This window comes from Streptomyces sp. NPDC012510 (assembly GCF_042955065.1).
In the GTDB taxonomy this organism is placed as follows: Bacteria; Actinomycetota; Actinomycetes; order Streptomycetales; family Streptomycetaceae; genus Streptomyces.
In genome coordinates, this window is record NZ_JBIBEN010000002.1 from 599,276 (window position 1) to 614,130 (window position 14,855).

At 70.1% G+C, this 14,855-nt stretch carries 7 protein-coding genes; 4 read left to right on the forward strand and 3 right to left on the reverse strand.

From position 1 onward, the window contains the following. The first annotated feature begins 195 nt into the window (after positions 1-195). Positions 196-1,140 (forward strand): ABC transporter permease, encoded by a 945-nt coding sequence (locus ACFY9I_RS05450; RefSeq protein WP_390996936.1) that lies wholly within the window; start codon positions 196-198, stop codon positions 1,138-1,140. Between the two features lie 7 nt (positions 1,141-1,147). Beyond that, positions 1,148-1,969 carry an ATP-binding cassette domain-containing protein gene (locus tag ACFY9I_RS05455; protein WP_390997044.1) on the forward strand — a complete coding sequence of 274 codons (822 nt, stop codon included), beginning with the start codon at positions 1,148-1,150 and terminating at the stop codon, positions 1,967-1,969. A 15-nt stretch (positions 1,970-1,984) separates the two neighbouring features. Here ACFY9I_RS05455 and ACFY9I_RS05460 read toward each other — a convergent pair whose 3' ends face one another. Together ACFY9I_RS05460 and ACFY9I_RS05465 are read right to left on the reverse strand one after the other, a co-directional pair. Further along, positions 1,985-3,031: a glycosyltransferase gene (locus ACFY9I_RS05460; RefSeq protein ID WP_390997047.1), complete on the reverse strand. Its 1,047-nt coding sequence runs from the start codon at positions 3,029-3,031 to the stop codon at positions 1,985-1,987. Between the two features lie 41 nt (positions 3,032-3,072). Next, a complete protein-coding gene (locus ACFY9I_RS05465; RefSeq protein WP_390996938.1) occupies positions 3,073-5,976 on the reverse strand; it encodes a CDP-glycerol glycerophosphotransferase family protein in 2,904 nt (967 codons plus the stop codon). A gap of 165 nt (positions 5,977-6,141) precedes the next feature. On the opposite strand from ACFY9I_RS05465, the gene ACFY9I_RS05470 reads away from it, so the two are divergent. Together ACFY9I_RS05470 and ACFY9I_RS05475 are read left to right on the forward strand one after the other, a co-directional pair. Next, entirely contained in the window at positions 6,142-7,185 is a 1,044-nt protein-coding gene (locus ACFY9I_RS05470; protein WP_390996940.1) for a protein kinase, read from the forward strand. A gap of 345 nt (positions 7,186-7,530) precedes the next feature. After that, positions 7,531-9,327: a protein kinase gene (locus tag ACFY9I_RS05475; protein ID WP_390997050.1), complete on the forward strand. Its 1,797-nt coding sequence runs from the start codon at positions 7,531-7,533 to the stop codon at positions 9,325-9,327. A gap of 64 nt (positions 9,328-9,391) precedes the next feature. On the opposite strand, the gene ACFY9I_RS05480 is transcribed toward ACFY9I_RS05475, so the two are convergent. Beyond that, positions 9,392-14,365, reverse strand: coding sequence for an NAD-glutamate dehydrogenase domain-containing protein (locus ACFY9I_RS05480; RefSeq protein ID WP_390996942.1), 4,974 nt, complete (start codon positions 14,363-14,365; stop codon positions 9,392-9,394). Between the last annotated feature and the right edge of the window lie 490 nt (positions 14,366-14,855).

The following is a 14,855-nucleotide window of genomic DNA, read 5'->3' on the forward strand; positions in this document are numbered from 1 at the left end:
GCGTCACGACGAAACGGTTGCGTTCCGACGTCGAATCGTCATACGCTCACGTTGCGACGATACGGTCCCGTCCCGACGTAAGACCACGACAAGAGCGGTACGAGAGCGGCGTAAGGAAGCGTGAGACGGCGCCGCTCGCGCCGAGCGCACACCGAGCCGCGCCCGGGACGCCCCCCACTAGCGAAAGCAGCGGATGTGAGCCAGGTCCTCCACACACCGCCGACCACGACGGCGGACACCTCCCCAGCCGTCCCCGCCCCCACGCCCGCCGCCGAGACCCCGGCCCAGCTCGCCGCGCGGTACGGCCTGAGCGTCAGCGGGGCCCGCCCCTCGCTCGTCGCGTACGTACGGCAGCTGTGGGCCCGGCGGCACTTCATCACCGCCTTCGCCACGGCGAAGCTGACCGCGCAGTACAGCCAGGCGAAGCTCGGCCAGGTCTGGCAGATCGCGAACCCGCTGCTCAACGCGGCGGTCTACTACCTCATCTTCGGCCTGCTGATGGGCACCAAGAAGGGCGTGCCGGACTACGTCCCGTTCCTCGTGACCGGCGTGTTCGTGTGGACCTTCACCCAGAGCTCGATCATGGCGGGCACCCGGGCCATATCCGGCAGCCTCGGCCTCGTCCGCGCCCTGCACTTCCCCCGGGCCTCGCTGCCCCTGTCGTACTGTCTGCAGCAGCTCCAGCAGTTGCTGTTCTCCATGGCCGCGCTGGTCGTGATCCTGCTCGCGTTCGGGGTTCCGGTCGCCGCGTCCTGGCTGCTGATCGTGCCGGCGCTCGCGCTCCAGTTCGTGTTCAACGCCGGGGTCGCGATGGTGATGGCGCGGATCGGCGCCAAGACCCCCGACATCGCGCAGCTCATGCCGTTCGTGCTGCGTACCTGGATGTACGCGTCGGGCGTGATGTTCAGCATGGACCACATCCTCGCGGGCCGGGACATGCCGGCCTTCGTGCACATGCTGCTGGAGTGCAACCCGGCCGCCGTGTACATCGACCTCATGCGGTTCGCGCTGATCGACAGCTTCGACCGGAGCCATATGCCGCCGCACGTCTGGGCGATCGCCACGGGCTGGGCGCTCCTCGCGGGCGTCGGCGGGTTCATCTACTTCTGGAAGGCTGAGGAGACGTACGGCCGTGGCTGACACCATCATCGCCCCCCACACCGAGGACGCTCGCGCGAGGGCCGCCGAGCCCGACCCCACCGTCCCCACCGTCGTCGTCGACGGCGTCGACATCGTCTACCGCGTCAACGGAACCGGTGCCGGGCGCGGCACCGCGACCGCCGCGCTCAACCGGATCCTGCGGCGGAAGAAGGCCGAGAAGGCGGCCGGTGTGCGCACGGTGCACGCCGTGCGGAACGTGTCGTTCACGGCGTACCGGGGTGAGGCGATCGGGCTCATCGGTACGAACGGCTCCGGCAAGTCGACGCTGCTCAAGGCCGTAGCGGGGCTGCTGCCCGTGGAGAACGGCCGTATCTACACCGATGGTCAGCCGTCCCTGCTCGGGGTGAACGCCGCGCTGATGAACGACCTCACCGGCGAGCGGAACGTCCACCTCGGCGGGCTCGCCATGGGGATGTCGCGGGAGCAGGTCAGGGAGCGGTACCAGGAGATCGTCGACTTCTCCGGCATCAACGAGAAGGGGGACTTCATCACGCTGCCCATGCGTACGTACTCCTCCGGGATGGCGGCGCGGCTGAGGTTCTCCATCGCCGCCGCCAAGGACCACGACGTCCTGCTCATCGACGAGGCCCTGGCGACCGGCGACCGCTCCTTCCAGAAGCGGTCCGAGGCCCGCATCCGCGAACTGCGCAAGCACGCGGGCACGGTGTTCCTGGTCAGCCACAACAACAAGTCGATCCGGGACACCTGTGACCGTGTGCTGTGGCTGGAGCGCGGCGAACTCCGCCTGGACGGGCCGACCGACGAGGTGCTGAAGGAGTACGAGGCGTTCACCGGCGGGAAGAAGTGACACCGGAAGCGGGGGCTACCTCTCCAGGAAGGTGAAGAGGCGCTCCCACCTGTCCACGATCTCGTCCGTCCCGTACCGGCGTATGTTCTCCCTCGCCGCGTCGCCCATCCGGTCGCGCAAGGCCTTGTCGGTCATCAACAGGTCCAGCTTGCGGGCCAGTTCGCCCGTGTTGCCGGGGGTCGCGAGCAGACCGTCCTCGCCGTCGCGGACGATCTCGTGGACGCCGGGCGCGCAGTCGAAGGCGACACAGGGGACGCCCATGGCCATGGCTTCCATCAGGGCGAGGGGGAACCCCTCGCCCCGGGAGGACAGGGCGAAGACCGAACCGCCGCGCAGGGCGCCCGGGACGTCGTTGGTGCGGCCCATCCAGGACACAGAGCCGTCGAGGCCCAGGGCGGTGCACTGCTTGCGCAGGAGTTCCTCGTCCTCGCCTGAGCCGTAGACGAGGAGGCTCCATTCGGGGTGGCGGGGTGCCACCTCGGCCCAGGTGTCGAGGAGCATGTCGACGCCCTTCTCGTCGCTGAGCCGACCGATGCTGATGACGGCCTTACCGGTGCGCGGCGAGGGCTCGTCCGGCACCCAGGGGACGGCGTTGGGCAGGTACGAGGCGTTGTTGAGGCCCTCACCGATCCACAGGTCGGCGTCCTCACGGGTGAGGACGAGCATGCGGTCGACGTCCCGGTAGTGCCTGAGCACCCGCTGGAAGCGTGAGGAGCGCCGCGCGGTCTCGAAGGACTCGTGGCTCATCCCGATGACGGTCAGACCGGCGGTGTCGGCGAGCTTCACCCACTCCATCGCCCACACCTGGGTCACGATGACGACCGCCCCGGGGCGCGCGGCCCGGAAGAGGCCGGTCAGCACCATGGCCCTGTCCCGCATGCTCGCGTCCCGTGCCCGGCCGGGCGCCGGGGGCTGGCCGTCGTACAGGCGGGTCGTGGGGTACGGGAGTTCGCCGAGGTCGTACGGGTCCTCGGGGGTGGTGATCCCGATGACGTGGACGCGATGGCCGCGCTCGGCGAGGAGACGGGCCAGATGATGGGTCCAACTGGTCACGCCGCCCATCTCGTCCACGCTGTTGGACACCAGGAAGACGTCCCGCCCGGTCACTTGTGCCTCCACTCGGAGAAGAACTGGTCGACGACGCTCTGGGCCGCCGTTCCCTTGTCGTACTCGCCGAAGTCGGCCGTGAACCGCTCCCGCGCGGCGGCGTACTTGATCGTCTGCTCGTCCAGCGGCATCGACGTCAGCGCGGCGTACAGCTCCTCCTCCGTCCGCACGACGGGGCCCGGCGCCCGTTCCAGCAGGTCGAAGTAGGTGCCCCGGCCCTCGTGCACGTACTCCTCGTAGTCGTACGTGAAGAAGAGCATCGGGCGGTCCAGCAGCGCGTAGTCGAACATCACCGACGAGTAGTCCGTGATCAGCGCGTCGGCGAGGGCGAGGACGGGGGTCACGTCGTGGTGGGCCGACACGTCGATGACCCGGCCACGGACCGACGGGGGCAGGACGACGTGGTTGAGGTAGTGGGCGCGGACGAGGAGGACGTACTCGTCGCCGAAGGTCCCGGCGAAGCGCTCCACGTCGAAGGGGAGGGCGAAGCGGCGCTGTCCGTGCTGCCGGAAGGTGGGGGCGTAGAGCAGGACCTTCTTGTCCGCCGGGATGCCCAACTCGGAGGCCAGCGACTGGCGTTCGGTCGCCGACCGGGGCCCTCTCGCCCGGACGAGCGCGTCGTTGCGCGGGTAGCCCACCCTGAGCAGGGTCTTCTCCCGCAGCCGGAACGCCTTCGCCAGGGTGCGGACGTCGTGCTCGGAGCGGATCAGGAAGTGGTCGAAGCGGTCGAGGGTGCGCTGCTGTTCGGCCTGCTCGGCGCGGTTCTTGAGCTTCCAGTTGGGTTCGTCGAAGCCCATGCGCTTCAGGGCGGAACCGTGCCAGGTCTGCAGGTAGGTCGTGCCGGGGCGCTTGGTCAGCTTCAGCGGGTAGCTCTGGTTGTCGATCCAGAACTCGGCGCGGGCCAGCGCCCGCAGGTAGGGCAGCGACCAGCGGCGGACGAGGGTGGCGTCGGCGGGAAAGCCCTCCGGACGGCCCGTGTACGACCACACCGCCTCGAAGTCGAGGCCCTGGCGGCGCATCTCCTCGTAGATCGCCCGGGGGCTGTCGCTGTACTGCCGGCCGAGGTGGCTCTCGAACACCACCAGGCGCCGGCGCATCGGCATGCGCTGGAAAACCTCGTGGTAGAGACGGATCTTGGTGTCTCCGGACGTGACCTTCTTGCGCAGCGCCTTCGCCTTGCGGTAACCGTTCTTGGCCAGTCGGCCGGGGGTGCCCCGCAGGCCGCGGGTGACGAGGACGTTGGCCTTCTTGTCGGGGACCAGCCGGAAGGCGAGGTGGCCGCGGGCCGAGATCTGCGGCTCGACGCGGTCGGCGACCAGCCGGGTGAGGCGGGGGCGGACGGGCAGTTCACCGGCGGCCAGGCCCGATTCGACGACGGTGAGCCGGCTGGTGGTGCGCTCGCCGTCGGCGCGCAGATGGAGGCGTACGTCCCAGACGGCGTCCACGATGCCGAGCGGGCGCAGGGTGCTCGATATGTCGGCCGTGGCCTCCCAGGACATGTACGGGCCGTCGTGCCGCACGGACACCACCGGGACCCGGAAGGTCTGGAAGCGGACCCCGGGGCGGCGTGCGTAGAACTCCAGCTCGGCGGTGAGCCGGGCGGTGGGCGGGATCACTCCGAGGGGGTTGGTGACGCGGCCGGCGAGGCGGATGCCGCGCCCGTCGCTCTCCCGCCGGTACTCCGTCAGCTCGTTGCGCAGGAACAACCGGCCGATCGGGCGGGAGTGGTAGCCGAGTTCGGTGACATCGAGGATCCGTCGCGCGAACCGCCCTTCCTCACCGGGGGCGTCCAGGTGCTCGGCGCACCAGTAGACCCGGCCGTCGCGTTCGACGAGCGGCGCGGAGACCTTGTCCCGGTTGGTGAGCGTGTCCACGGCCGGCAGCAGGTTGTCCCAGTCGCTCATCCGCAGGAGGTAGGCGCAGATGGCGTGGATGGGCTCGACCTCGTCGTACGCGGCCGGGTCGATCGACGCCAGGTAGGCGCGGGCCAGCTCGGCGAACTCCTGGCGGTAGGCGGCGTCCCTAAACGGCAGGTCACGCAGGTGCAGCACCAGGTCGTGCTTGAGGAACTTGACGTCCTTGTGGAACTTCAGCTCCCGCATGTCCTGGTCGGCGAGGAGCCGGTCCACCCTCCGGTGGATCTCCATGCGGTGTGCGAAGTTGGCGATCTCGGCCCGCCGGTTGCTGATCGAGGCCTCGGCCTTCCCCGAGTTCTGGACGACGTTCCAGTCGTAGACCCGGTTCGGGATCAGGGTGATGCGGCGGGCGGCCGCGTATGCCTGGGCGGAGAAGAACAGGTCCTCGTAGTGGATGCCGACGGGGAACTCCAGGCCGCCCTCGACCAGGAAGTCCCGGCGGTAGCACTTGTTGGTCGACAGGGTGTCGTAGACCAGCAGGTCGGGCAGTTCGGAGACGGAGTCGAGGGTGCGGGTGCGGGTGTACAGCCACGGGTACCACTTGACCTCCTTCCGGGTGCGCGTGTCGACGTGGACGCGGACGCAGAGGCCGGAGACGAGGTCGGCGCCGGTGGCCTCGGCGGCCTCCAGCATGTTCCGGCAGGCGTTGCGCTCCAGGACGTCGTCGCTGTCGAGGAAGAGGACGTACTCGCCCCGCGTCTCGCGGATGCCGTGGTTGCGGGGCGCGCCGCAGCCGCCGCTGTTCTCGGGGAGCCGGTACGCCCGTACGCGGCCCGGGTGCTCGGCGGCGAGGCGGGCGGCCACCTCGTACGAGCCGTCCGTGCTGTGGTCGTCGACGATCACGACCTCGACGCTCCGCAGCGTCTGCTCCAGCACCGAGCGCACGGCCGTGGGCAGCCTGGCCTCGTCGTTGTAGACGATCACGACGACGGATATCGCGGGTCGCTGGTCCACGTCCGCGCTCACCCCATTCATCCCGTTCATTACTGCTTCTACCCTCTATAGCCGGTGGTGCGGTTGAGGGCCACTCGGGTAGATGCCCCCTGGGGTGCACGGGTTGCCTCATCCTCCTCCGTGGCCGGTTCCCCGCGATACGCTCCGCGGAGCAGTGGGAGCAGTGGGAGCAGTGGGAGCTTGAGGGGGCGGTCGATGCGCGGGGTGGTGCCTGAGCCGCTGCGGGGGGTGGATCCACGGGAGATCGCCGGGTATCCGCTGTACGCCCGGATCGGTGAGGGCGGTATGGGCACCGTCTATCTCTCCCGCAGCCGTGGCGGTCAGCCGGTCGCGCTGAAACTGGTCCGTCCGGAGTACGCCGACAGCCCCGCCTTCCGTGAGCGGTTCGCCCGCGAGGTGGCCGCCGGGCGCCGGGTCTCCGGTTACCACCTGGTGCCGATCGTCGACCACGACGCCGGCGCGGAGCGCCCCTGGCTCGCCACCCACTACGTCCCCGGAGTGCCCCTGGACCAGGCCCTGGAGACCCACGGCCCGCTCCCCGTCCCCACCGTCCTGCAACTCCTGGCCTGTGCCGCGTACGCGCTGGACGCCGTGCACACCGCCGAGGTGATCCACCGCGACGTCAAGCCCGCCAACCTGTTGCTCGCCGCCGACGGGCCCTGGCTGCTCGACTTCGGCATCGCGAGGGCGGCCGGGGCGGCCACCCTCACCACCGCCGGACGCCTGATCGGCACCCCGCGCTACATGTCCCCCGAGCACGCCCTCGGCCGCCGGGTGACCTCCGCGTCCGACGTCTTCGCGCTCGGTCTGATCGCCGCCGTCGCCGCCACCGGACGTCACCCGTACGGTCGCGGCAACCCCCTGGCCATCGCGACGCGCATCGCCGCCACCGACGTCGCCCCTCCTCCGCTGGACGGCATCGACCGCCCGCTCCTCGACGTCGTCCGCCGCTGCCTCACCGCCGACCCTGCGTCACGTCCCTCCGCCGCCGACATCGCCGAACACTGCGCGGGAGCGGCCCGCCGGGACGTCCGCGACTTCACGTCCTGGCTGCCGGCCCCGGTCGCCACGTCGGTGACCATCATCGAGACGGCCTTCCGGTCACTCTCCCTGACAGAGGCCCCGACGACCCCGGCCCCACGCTTCTCGGAAGCCCCGACGGCCCGCCAACTCCCGGCGACGGCCCCGATCACCGTGCGGGACGAGGAATGGCGCCGCAGAGTCCGCCGGGACCCATGAGCAGGCCGTGAAGAAGCGTGGGGCGCAGCCCCCGCTTCTTCAGGGGCGCGGGGAACCGCGCGAGAAGCCCCACCGGCCCGCGCCCGCCGCACCCGAGCTCTCCCGCGCCCCGTACCGCACCCTGTCCCGACAGTCACACGGAACCGTAACGATCGGCCCAACCGTCATAAGTGCCGTATAAGCTCGGACCGCTCCAAGTGCCCAGCCGTGGCAGAGGAGTTCGGCACCGCACCGGGGGAGGCTCCCATTACCACCAGCACTGGCGACATCCTGAGCCCTCTGGGACCGCAGGACCCACGAGAGACCGCCGGCTACCACCTGCAGGCCCGCATCGGCGAGGGCGGCATGGGCACGGTCTACCTGTCGCACACCCGAGGCGGCCAACCGGTCGCCCTGAAGGTCATCCGCCGCGAGTACGGCCAGGACGCCGACTTCCGCCGCCGCTTCGAGCAGGAGGTCCAGGCGGCCCGCCGCGTGCAGGGCTACCACATCGTCCCGGTCGTCGACCACGACACCACCGGCGAACTCCCCTGGCTGGCCTCGGCGTTCATCGCCGGCATCTCCCTGCACGACGCCCTCGTCGCGTTCGGCCCGCTGCCGCCCGCCGCCGTGTTCCAGCTCGTCGGCTGCGCGGCCCGCGCCCTGACCTCCATCCACGCGGCCGGCGTCATCCACCGCGACCTCAAGCCCAGCAACATCCTGCTCGGCTCCCAGGGCCCGTACGTCATCGACTTCGGCATCGCCCGCGCCGCCGACGCCACCCAGCTCACCCAGTCCGGCGGCCTGATCGGCACCCCGCAGTACATGTCGCCGGAGCACGCCCTCGGCGAGACGGTCACCCCGGCCACCGACGTCTTCTCCCTCGGCCTGATCGCGGCCGTCGCGGCCACCGGACGCCACCCGTACGGCGACGGCGGCGCCATCACCCTGGCCGCGCAGATCGCCAACACCGCCCAGCGGCCCCCGAAACTGGACGGGTACGACGATCGGCTGCGCCCCCTGCTGGAGCGCTGTCTGACCGCCGACCCGGCCGAGCGCGTCGGCACCGAGGAACTGGCCGCGCTCTGCCAGGAGTCTGCGGGCCGAGGCCTCAGCGACTTCGGCGGCTGGCTGCCGGAACCGCTCACCGCCGAGATCGCCCGCCGCGAACAGACCGCGCAGACACCTCCCCGGCCCACGGCACCCCAGATGCCCGCAGGCCCTCCGGCCACCGCTCCGGCGAGCCCGCCGACCACCGCCCCGGCGGCTCCCGTCCCACCGCCCCACGACCCGGCCCAGGGCACCACCCAGGGCGTGCCCCACGCCGCCCCGGCGACCGGCTTCGGCCCGGCGCCCCAGGGCCCGGCCACCGGCTACGGCTACCCGCCCCCGGCCGGCACCTACAACCTCACCCCGCAGGCCCCCGCCCCGACCCCGGCCGCCCCGAAGAAGAGCCGCCGTGGCCTCAAGGCCGCCCTTGTCACACTCGCCCTGGTCCTCGTGGCCGGCTCGGGCGCGGCCGCCGCGGTGTTGGTGATGGGCGAGGACGACAAGAAGCCCACGACGACCGGCTCCGAGAACGGCGGAAAGAGCGACGCCAAGAACGGCGACAAGGCCGCCTCCACGCCGAGCCCGTCCCCGACCGAGGCCGGCACCGACACCGACACCGACACCGACTCCGGTGGCCAGGGCGGGACAGGGAACGGGACGGACCCCAGCGCGCCGCCCACCATCCCCGAGAACGCCCAGTACTCGGAGGTCTTCGAGGGCAAGGCCTTCACCCTCCGCACTCCCACCGGCTCCGACTACACCTACGTCGACTTCGACGAGCCGGAGGCCGACATCAAGGGCGAGATGGCCGACCCCCAGCGGGACATGAAGGTCGCCAACGGTTCCTGGTACTTCGAGACCACGACAGGCAAGAGCAGCGGCGCCACGCCCGAGGACTGTGCCGAAGGAACAGGGACGAACGCCCTGCCCGCAACCCTGGACTCGGGTTACTTCGGCGAGCAGGCGGAGATCGACAAGGGCACCAGGCTCTGCACGGTCACCAAGTCCGGCAACCTCGCCATGTACGAGATCACCGCGCTGACCCCGGGCGACTACAGCTGGGAAGTCCCCACGGTCCAGGGCAAGCTGACCCTCTGGGAGATCACCGAGTAGTCCCGGCGAACGCATACGGAAGGGGGCGCCCCGAAGGCTTCGGGGCGCCCCCTTCGCCGTACTCCTACGAGTGCGAGCGCAGCAGCGTCCGCATCGTCCGCATGGCCACCGACAGGTTGGCCAGGTCGAACGCGTCGGAGCCCTGGATCTCCTCCAGCGTCGTACGGGCCCGGCCCAGCAGTGCCGCGTTCTTCTGCTCCCACACCTTGAAGCGCTGCTCCGGTGTGGAGGTGCCGTTGCCGACGGAGAGGACCTCGGCGGTGAGGGAGGCGTGGGCCGCGTACAGGTCCTCGCGGATCGCCGCGCGGGCCATGGACTGCCACCGGTCGGCGCGCGGCAGCTCGATGATGCGGTCCATGAGCTGGGTGATGCGCAGCCGGTCGGCGAGGTCGTAGTACACCTCGGCGACCTCCATCGGGGTCCGGCCGACCCGGTCCGCGACGGCCACGATGTCGAGCGTGGGGAAGGCCGAGGAGAAGCCCGCGACGCGGGTGGCCAGCTCCTCCGGGACTCCGGCGCCCGTCAGCTCGTCGTAGATCTTCTGGTACCACTCCAGGTCGGCTCCGCGCAGCAGCTTGGGCAGCTCGCCCCAGACCAGGTGCACGCCCTCGGAGAAGAACGCGATGGTTCCGGAGAGCTCCAGCGGCTGCGGACGGTTGTTGAGCAGCCAGCGCGTTCCGCGCTCGACGAGGCGGCGGGAGTGCAGCCGGATCCGGGTCTGGACGTCCGCGGCGACCTTGTTGTCCAGTGCCTCGACGCCGTCCCACACCGCGGCCGACCCGAAGATCGCGCGGGACGCGGTCTGCGCCCGGACGATCTCCTCGAGGGAGGCCCCGGTCTCCTCCCGCAGCCGGTGCAGGAAGCTCGTACCGCCCGTGTTGACCGTGTCGTTGACCAGCAGGGTCGTGACGATCTCCCGGCTCAGCGGGTGGCTGTCGATGTGCTCGCGGAACTGCTCGCGCAGCGCGGTCGGGAAGTACGTGTGCAGCAGCTTGCGCAGGTAGGGGTCTTCCGGCAGCGAGGTGTGCAGCAGTTCCTCGGCGACCGTGATCTTCGTGTAGGCGAGGAGGACGGCCGTCTCGGGGCCGGTGAGGCCGTGCCCGGTGTTGAGGCGCTCGCGGATCTGCCGGTCGGTGGGCAGGAATTCGAGCGCCCGGTCGAGGTGGCCCTCACGGACCAGGTGGCGCATGAAGCGCTGCTGGGCGTGGAGCATGTCCTTGGACTGCGCGAGGGCGTTGGCGATCGCCGTGTTCTGCGCGTAGTTGTTGCGCAGGACCAGGCGGCCGACCTCGTCGGTCATCTCGGCAAGCAGTTTGTTGCGCTGCTTGACGGTCATGTCCCCGTCGGTGACCAGGCCGTTGAGCAGGATCTTGATGTTCACCTCGTGGTCGGAGGTGTCCACGCCGGCACTGTTGTCGATGGCGTCGGTGTTGACCCGGCCGCCGTTCTGCGCGAACTCGATCCGGCCGAGCTGGGTCAGGCCGAGGTTGCCGCCCTCGCCGACGACCTGGACCCGCAGGTCCCGTCCGTCGACGCGGATGGCGTCGTTGGCCTTGTCCCCGACGTCGGTGTGCGACTCGGTCGAGGCTTTCACATACGTACCGATGCCGCCGTTCCACAGCAGGTCGACCGGCGCCTTGAGGATCGCCTTCATCAGGTCGGCCGGGGTCATCTTGGCGATCTTGTCCTCGATACCGAGGACGTCCCGGATGTGGCTGTTGATCGGGATCGCCTTGGCCGTGCGCGGGAAGACACCGCCGCCGGTCGAGATGAGACCGGTGTCGTAGTCGGCCCAGCTCGAGCGGGGCAGCTCGAAGACGCGGCGGCGCTCGGCGTAGGAGGTGGCCGCGTCCGGGTGGGGATCGATGAAGATGTGCCGGTGGTCGAAGGCCGCGACGAGCCGGATGTGCTCGCTGAGCAGCATGCCGTTGCCGAACACGTCACCGGACATGTCACCGATGCCGACCACCGTGAAGTCCTGGGTCTGCGTGTCGACGCCCAGTTCCCGGAAGTGCCGCTTGACGGACTCCCAGGCGCCGCGCGCGGTGATGCCCATGCCCTTGTGGTCGTAGCCGGCGCTGCCGCCGGAGGCGAAGGCGTCCCCGAGCCAGAAGTTGTAGCTCTCGGCGACCTCGTTGGCGATGTCGGAGAAGGTCGCGGTGCCCTTGTCGGCGGCGACGACGAGATAGGTGTCGTCCTCGTCGTGCCGTACGACGTCGGCCGGCGGCACGACCTCGCCCGCGACCATGTTGTCGGTGATGTCGAGCAGCGCGGAGATGAAGGTCTTGTAGCTGCGGATGCCCTCGGCCATCCACGCGTCGCGGTCCACCGATGGGTCGGGCAGCTGCTTGGCCACGAAGCCGCCCTTGGCGCCGACGGGCACGATGACGGTGTTCTTGACCATCTGCGCCTTGACCAGGCCCAGGATCTCGGTCCTGAAGTCCTCCCGCCGGTCGGACCAGCGCAGACCGCCTCGGGCGACCTTCCCGAACCGCAGGTGCACACCCTCGACCCGCGGCGAATACACCCAGATCTCGAACGCCGGGCGCGGCGCCGGCAGGTCGGGGATGGCCTGCGGGTCGAACTTCATGGAGACGTAGTCGTGCGGCTTGCCGCCGGCCGCCTCCTGGAAGAAGTTGGTGCGCAGCGTCGCCTTGATAACGGTCAGGAACGACCGCAGGATGCGGTCCTCGTCGAGGCTCGCCACCTGGTCGAGCGCCGCGTCGACCTCTTCGAGGAGCGCGTCGACGATCTCCCGGCCCGCCCGCTGTCGCTCGGGCGACATCCGCGCCTCGAACAGCGACACGAGCAACCGGGTGGTGTGGACGTTGTTGCGGAGGGTGTCCTCCATGTAGTCCTGGCTGAAGGTGGAGCCGGCCTGCCGCAGGTACTTCGCGTACGCCCGCAGCACCATCGCCTGCCGCCAGGTGAGGCCGGCGCTGAGCACGAGCGCGTTGAAGCCGTCGTTCTCGGCCTGCCCGGTCCAGGTGGCGGCGAAGGCCTCCTGCACCCGCTCCCGGGCGTCGTCCCCGGCGTAGTCCACGCTCCCGGCCTGGGGCCTCGGCATCCGCAGCCCGAAGTCGTAGATCCAGGCGGTCGTCCGGTCCGAGCAGCGCAGCTCGTACGGCCGCTCGTCGATGACCTCGACACCGATGCGGTTGAGGACGGGCAGCACCGCCGAGAGCGAGACCGAGCCGCCCTTGCGGTAGATCTTGAACCGGCGCTCGTCGGGGGCGGCGCCCACCGGCTCGTACAGGCTGAGCTCGAAGTCCTCGTCCTGGTCGAGCTCTTCGAGGCGGACGAGGTCCGCGACGGCCGCGCGGGGGTTGTGGTCGGCCTTGTACCCCTCGGGGATGGCGCCCGCGTACTTGCGCAGCATTTCGGCGGCGCGCTCCTCGCCGACCTCGGCGTTGAGCGCCTCGGCGAATCCGTCCGACCAGGACCGGGCGGCCTCCACCAGCTTGGCCTCGAGGCGGTCCTTGTCGGCCTCGCTGAGGTGCGGCAGTTCGGTACCCGGCTCGACGCGGACCACGAAGTGCAGCCGGGAGAGGATCGACTCGGTGTTCCAGGCGGTGAAGTCGACGCTGATGCCGCCGAGTTCCTCCTTCAGGATGTCGATGATCCGCAGGCGTACGCCGGTGGTGTAGCGGTCGCGCGGCAGGTAGACGAGGGCGGAGTAGTAGCGCCCGTACTCGTCCTGGCGGAGGTAGAGCCGCAGCCGTCGGCGCTCCTGGAGGTAGAGCACGGAGGTGACGATGGAGCGCAGCTCGTCGGCCGGGGTCTGGAACAGCTCGTCGCGCGGGTAGGTCTCCAGGATCTGCAGCAGGTCGCGCCCGTCGTGGCTGTTGGGCGAGAACCCGGCGCCCCGGAGGACCTCGTCGACCTTGCGGCGGATGACGGGGACGCGGCGCACGGACTCGGTGTAGGCGGCCGAGGAGAACAGGCCGAGGAAGCGCCGCTCACCGACCACGTTCCCCTCGGCGTCGAACTTCTTCACGCCCACGTAGTCCAGGTAGGACGGCCGGTGGACGGTGGCGCGGCTGTTGGCCTTGGTGAGAACGAGCAGGTTGTGCTCACGGGCCTTGGCGCGGGCGTCGGCGGGCAGCCGCTCGAAGGAGGAGCTGACGGGATGCTGGTCGCGCCCGGAGTGGTGCGGGTCGGAGCGCAGGATGCCGAGCCCGGTACCGGCGACAGCGGTGAGCGAGTCGTCCTCGCGCAGCTCGTACTCGCGGTACCCGAGGAAGGTGAAGTGGTCGTCGGCGAGCCAGCGCAGCAGCTCGCGTGCCTCCTCGACCTCTACTCCACGCAGGTCGTCGGCGGTGTTCTCGGCGGGCAGCCCGTCGGCGATCCGGACCGCCGCGTCACGCATCTTCTCCCAGTCCTCGACGGCCTCGCGGACGTCGGACAGGACGCGCAGCAGATCGTTGTTGATCTGCTTCAGGTCCGCCCGGTCGGTCTCGCGGTCGACCTCGACATGGATCCAGGACTCGATGTGCGCGTCGTGCGGCAGCGTCCCACCCGCGGCCACGGCGGCGGACGCCGCGGCGACGGCGGCGGGCTCGGTGACCAGCTCGACCAGCTTGCCGGTGACGTCGCGCCGTACGACGACCTGCGGGTGGATGACCACGTGGATCCCGCGGCCCTGCCGTGACAGCTCGTTGGTCACGGAGTCGACGAGGAAGGGCATGTCGTCGGTGACGACCTCGACGACGGAATGGCTGCAGGTCCAGCCGTTCTCCTCCACCGTCGGGGTGTGGACCCGCACATTGGCCGTGCCCTGGGGGCGGTTCTCGGCCAGCCGGTAGTGGGAGTAGGCGGCTCCGAAGACATCGACCGGGTCGCGGTCGCTCAGGTCCTCCGGGGCGGTGTGCAGGTAGTAGCGCTGGAGGAACGCGAGCACGGTGTCGTGATCCGGGGCGTCGGACGTACTCTCGCTCGTCGTCCCAGTCGGTAGATACCCCCCGACCGGGCTGTTCTCAGCTACCCGGGCGGCCCTCTCGAGCAGCTCGGCCTTGGCTTCGTCCAGCTTGGTCTGCATTGTCCTCTGGCTCCTGTCGCGCGCCGTTGCGTGACGTAGAAGGAAAAACGGTCTCTTCCGCTTCGGCGTAACGCCACGACACGGGGTGTCCGGTCTGCTTCGACGCTATGCCGCAGGGCGAGATGAGCGGGGGGTAATCAGCCATTCTCGGTACCCGACAAGGGTGTGACACTGCTCTCCGCGGCGCCCGACCAGTGGGTGTACCCGGCGTCCCGGGAGCCCTGGTGGCTCCCGCCCGCCCGCGAGGACCAGCGACCGCCGCCCGGACACGGATGTCTTCCGTGCTCACCGGGCGCGGGGCAGGGACGACGACGTCCCCGCGAACTATCGCGCTGATCACGCCACAAGGCTATCCCTCCGGACCGGGGGCCCGTCATGAGCCGTATGTGTACAAAACCGAGGGTCGAACTTTGACGTTCCGCACAGTGCCCATCGCGCACTTTTGAGCTTACCTCCGCGCAACCGAGCCTATACGTGCATTCGCCACACC

What these genes read in the sequence shown, in the direction of transcription:
- ACFY9I_RS05470 (WP_390996940.1), top strand. Translation starts at nt 6,142, where the DNA reads ATGCGCGGGGTGGTGCCTGAGCCGCTGCGGGGGGTGGATCCACGGGAG.
- ACFY9I_RS05475 (WP_390997050.1), top strand. Translation starts at nt 7,531, where the DNA reads ATGGGCACGGTCTACCTGTCGCACACCCGAGGCGGCCAACCGGTCGCC.
- ACFY9I_RS05465 (WP_390996938.1), bottom strand. Translation starts at nt 5,976, where the DNA reads ATGAACGGGATGAATGGGGTGAGCGCGGACGTGGACCAGCGACCCGCG.
- ACFY9I_RS05460 (WP_390997047.1), bottom strand. Translation starts at nt 3,031, where the DNA reads ATGGGCGGCGTGACCAGTTGGACCCATCATCTGGCCCGTCTCCTCGCC.
- ACFY9I_RS05480 (WP_390996942.1), bottom strand. Translation starts at nt 14,365, where the DNA reads ATGCAGACCAAGCTGGACGAAGCCAAGGCCGAGCTGCTCGAGAGGGCC.